We start from the raw sequence: 3,144 nt of genomic DNA on the forward strand, positions 1-3,144 counted from the left end.
CGATTCGCCGGTCAGCAGACGCTCCGGATAGGCGGTGACGAAGATGACCGGGGCATAGTGGCTTTCCACGATCCGTGCCACCGCCGTCTTGCCGTCCCCGCCGATGCCGAGGTTGATGTCGGCGAGGATCAGGCCCGGCCGGGTGCGCCGCGCGATATCCACGGCCTGTTGTTCGGTGGTGGCGACGCCCACGACGCGGTGGCCGCAATTCTGGACGAGTTCCTCGATGTCCATGGCGATGATCGGCTCGTCCTCGATGATGAGAACGTCGGTCGCCGCCGAGGCATGCAGCCGCGCCCGCGCGTCCGCCAGCGCCCGATCCGCCGCGTCCTCGTCCAGGCCCACGATGCGGGCGGCATCGGCCAGCGGCAGATCCTCGAGCGAGGTCAGCAGAAGCAGTTGCCGCTGCCCGACGGACAGCCCCTCGTCCCCCGCGCCCTGTCCACGTGGCCCCCCCCCGCCGAAGCCTGCCGCCGCGCCAGCCGCATTGAACCGGCCGGTGACATGGGCATACAGGGCCAGCCGCGGCTCCTGCTCGACCGCATACGGGTCGGCGAGGATGGCCCGGAGACTGTCCGCCACCAGGGCATCGCCGGTGCCCTGGCTGCCGGTCAACGCCCGGGCGTAGCGCCGTCCATAGGGCAGCGCGCGTATCAGTTCGTCACGATGCAGGCCGATCATCCCCGTTGTACCCCTTGCGGTGCGGATGCCGGAGGCAGAGCCTGCACCAGATCATGACCCGTACCGCCGCGCCTGCGCCAGACACGGCTGCGGCACCAGACGCCGCAGCGGTCGAGCCGAACCCATCAAGCACTGCTATCGCGGCGGAGGCACGACCGGTTGCAGACCGCCGCGCGGAACTTGCGCGCCTTGTGCCGGATTTACGTGCCTACGCCCGGTTTCTGGCCCGTGACCGGGCCTCGGCCGACGATCTCGTGCAGGACACGCTGGTCCGGGCGCTCGGCGCGCTCGACCGTTACCAGCCCACTCATACCCTGCGCGCCTGGGCGTTTACCATCCAGCGCAACGTCTTCTTCGAACAGACACGCCGCCGCCGCACGGAACGGCGGGTGCTCGCCGAGGCCGCCCCCGACTCGGAGCCGATGGTCGGCCCGCATCAGGAGGGCGAGGCGCACATCGCCGACCTGCAGCGGCTTTTGTGGACCCTGCCGCCGCTGCTGCGCGAGGCGCTGGTGCTCGTGGGCGCGCAGGGGCTGAACTACGAGGAAGCGGCCGCGATCTGCGCCGTGCCGGTGGGCACCGTGAAGGCACGCGTGTCGCGCGCGCGCACGCGGATCGCCCGGGCGATGGACGGGGCACCGGACGCCGTTGCGGAGACCGCCGCCCGCGCAAAGCCCGACGAGGCGGCGTAGGCGGACCGGCTGCCGCCGCGGCGGGACTCACGATTTCGTTATCCCGAGGTGATGCCGCGGCCGCAACCGTCCGCTCGGGTCGTTCATTGGTCGGTTACTAGAGGGAGATGGACCGACGATGAGCGACACGCCGAGCTTCCATGACCAGGTGATTGCGATCCTGCCCAAGCTGCGGGTGCAGGCGCTGGCGCTGACCCGCAACCGCGCGGCGGCCGAGGATCTGGTTCAGGACGCCGTCTGCAACGCCCTCGCGGCGCAGACCAGCTTCATTCCGGGCACGAACTTCGCCGCCTGGATGCACCGCATTCTTCGCAACCGCTTCATCTCGAACCTTCGCAAGCGGCGCGATACCACTGATATCGATGATGTTCCGGCGCATGTGTTCGCGACCGACGCGGCGCACGAGGATCGTCTGGCGCTGAAGGAACTGGGTCAGGCGATGAACCGCCTTCCGGCCGATCAGCGCGAGGCGCTGGTGATGGTCGTCGTCCACGGCATGAGCTACGAGGCGCTGGCCGAGGCGACGGGCTGCGCCGTCGGCACGGCGAAAAGCCGCGTGTTCCGCGCGCGCCGCCAGCTCGAAGCATGGCTGATGGGCGAGACGCCGACCCAGGTCGAGCGCGAGGAGCGGGCCGAGAAGGCGGCGGGCGGTAAGCGTCCGGGCGACCAGGCGCGACGCATCGCGGCGGCCGACCGTCACCTCTCACTGTTGTAATTCTCGCCATCATGTGATGTGACTGCTCAGGGATCGCGAGTAGCCGGCTCGGCTGGGTATTTGCCGGCCAGAGACAACAAAAAATGGCAGATAAGGACGCGGCGTATCGGCGGCGGCCTCCCGGTTCGGGTGGCACGCCGCCATCCGCCGGGACGAACAAGACAGACGCCGCGTTCGATGTCTGGCTGCAGCGCAGCTTACACCAGCTGTACGATACGGTTGCGCGTGAGCCGATCCCGGACGAGTTGCTCCGCCTGATCGAGGCCGATCGGGCTAAACCGGAAGCCCAGCCGGACGAGGCTTAGGCCGCGGCCATGTTCACAGATGCATCAGGGCGTGCGCAGGCCCCGACGGCCGGCGCGCGCTGGTCGTCGCATGGGCGCCCACGATGACCGCCGAACGTCGCGGCTCGCCGTTTGCCTTCGGCAGCATCCGGTCCCGGCTGATCCTCGTGCTGTGGGTATCCGCCATCCCGCTGGTCACGCTGACCGGCATCCTCACATGGCGCGACTATCAGTCGACGCTGCGCGACGTAGAGGCAAACGCCGCCATCGCGCGCGAGGACGCGGTCGCGCAGGCGCGTGCGAGCCTCTACGCCACCCGTCATATTCTCGCCGTGCTCGGCCGCCGGCTGGCCCCGACCGCCGGCGTCGATTGCGGCGTGACGCTGCGCGACGCCGCGCTGTTCGCGTCGAACCGCGACGAGGTGCTGGCGCTGCTCAACCCGGCGGGCGAGGTGGTGTGCGCCAGCGATACCGCCGCCGCCGCGTCCGTCGCGCAATCGTGGCGCGACCGGGCCGCCCGCGCGCAGGCGGAAGGACGCGCGTCCGGCGATACGGCGACGGTCTGGTCCATCTCCGCGACGGGCGTGGGTTGGATGCTCGGCGTGGCCGTGCCGGTGGGCGCGTCGCTACTGCCCCCCTGGGCGTCCGCCCCGGACGCGTCGGCGTTGCCGGCGGCTGCGCCGTCGGTCGCGCCACCGGACGGGGCGCGACCGAACAGGGCCGGGACGGCCGGGGCAGGGCGGGGCACGATGCTGGCCGCGCTGCCGGTGGC

Annotated in this window: 5 protein-coding genes; 4 read left to right on the top strand and 1 reads right to left on the bottom strand. The window is 70.7% G+C overall.

Annotated elements, in window-relative coordinates:
• Positions 1–681, bottom strand: a 681-nt coding sequence (locus tag B8460_RS14705; protein WP_048862366.1) for a PhyR family response regulator anti-anti-sigma factor, incomplete at its 3' end; no start/stop codon positions are given.
• A 53-nt stretch (positions 682–734) separates the two neighbouring features.
• Between B8460_RS14705 and B8460_RS14710 the strand changes: the two genes are divergently transcribed.
• From B8460_RS14710 to B8460_RS14725, 4 genes are all read left to right on the top strand, one after another.
• Complete coding sequence (locus B8460_RS14710) at positions 735–1,373, top strand: sigma-70 family RNA polymerase sigma factor (protein WP_084623690.1); 639 nt, start codon at positions 735–737, stop codon at positions 1,371–1,373.
• 118 nt (positions 1,374–1,491) lie between these two features.
• Positions 1,492–2,088 carry a sigma-70 family RNA polymerase sigma factor gene (locus tag B8460_RS14715; protein WP_048862367.1) on the top strand — a complete coding sequence of 199 codons (597 nt, stop codon included), beginning with the start codon at positions 1,492–1,494 and terminating at the stop codon, positions 2,086–2,088.
• An 83-nt stretch (positions 2,089–2,171) separates the two neighbouring features.
• Positions 2,172–2,393 carry a NepR family anti-sigma factor gene (locus B8460_RS14720; protein ID WP_084623691.1) on the top strand — a complete coding sequence of 74 codons (222 nt, stop codon included), beginning with the start codon at positions 2,172–2,174 and terminating at the stop codon, positions 2,391–2,393.
• 83 nt (positions 2,394–2,476) lie between these two features.
• A partial coding sequence (locus B8460_RS14725; RefSeq protein WP_048862368.1) for a hypothetical protein occupies positions 2,477–3,144 on the top strand: 668 nt, incomplete at its 3' end.

Origin of the sequence: Acidisphaera rubrifaciens HS-AP3, from assembly GCF_000964365.1 — a bacterium.
Classification (GTDB): domain Bacteria; phylum Pseudomonadota; class Alphaproteobacteria; order Acetobacterales; family Acetobacteraceae; genus Acidisphaera; species Acidisphaera rubrifaciens.

What these genes read in the sequence shown, in the direction of transcription:
- B8460_RS14710 (WP_084623690.1), top strand. Translation starts at nt 735, where the DNA reads ATGACCCGTACCGCCGCGCCTGCGCCAGACACGGCTGCGGCACCAGAC.
- B8460_RS14715 (WP_048862367.1), top strand. Translation starts at nt 1,492, where the DNA reads ATGAGCGACACGCCGAGCTTCCATGACCAGGTGATTGCGATCCTGCCC.
- B8460_RS14720 (WP_084623691.1), top strand. Translation starts at nt 2,172, where the DNA reads ATGGCAGATAAGGACGCGGCGTATCGGCGGCGGCCTCCCGGTTCGGGT.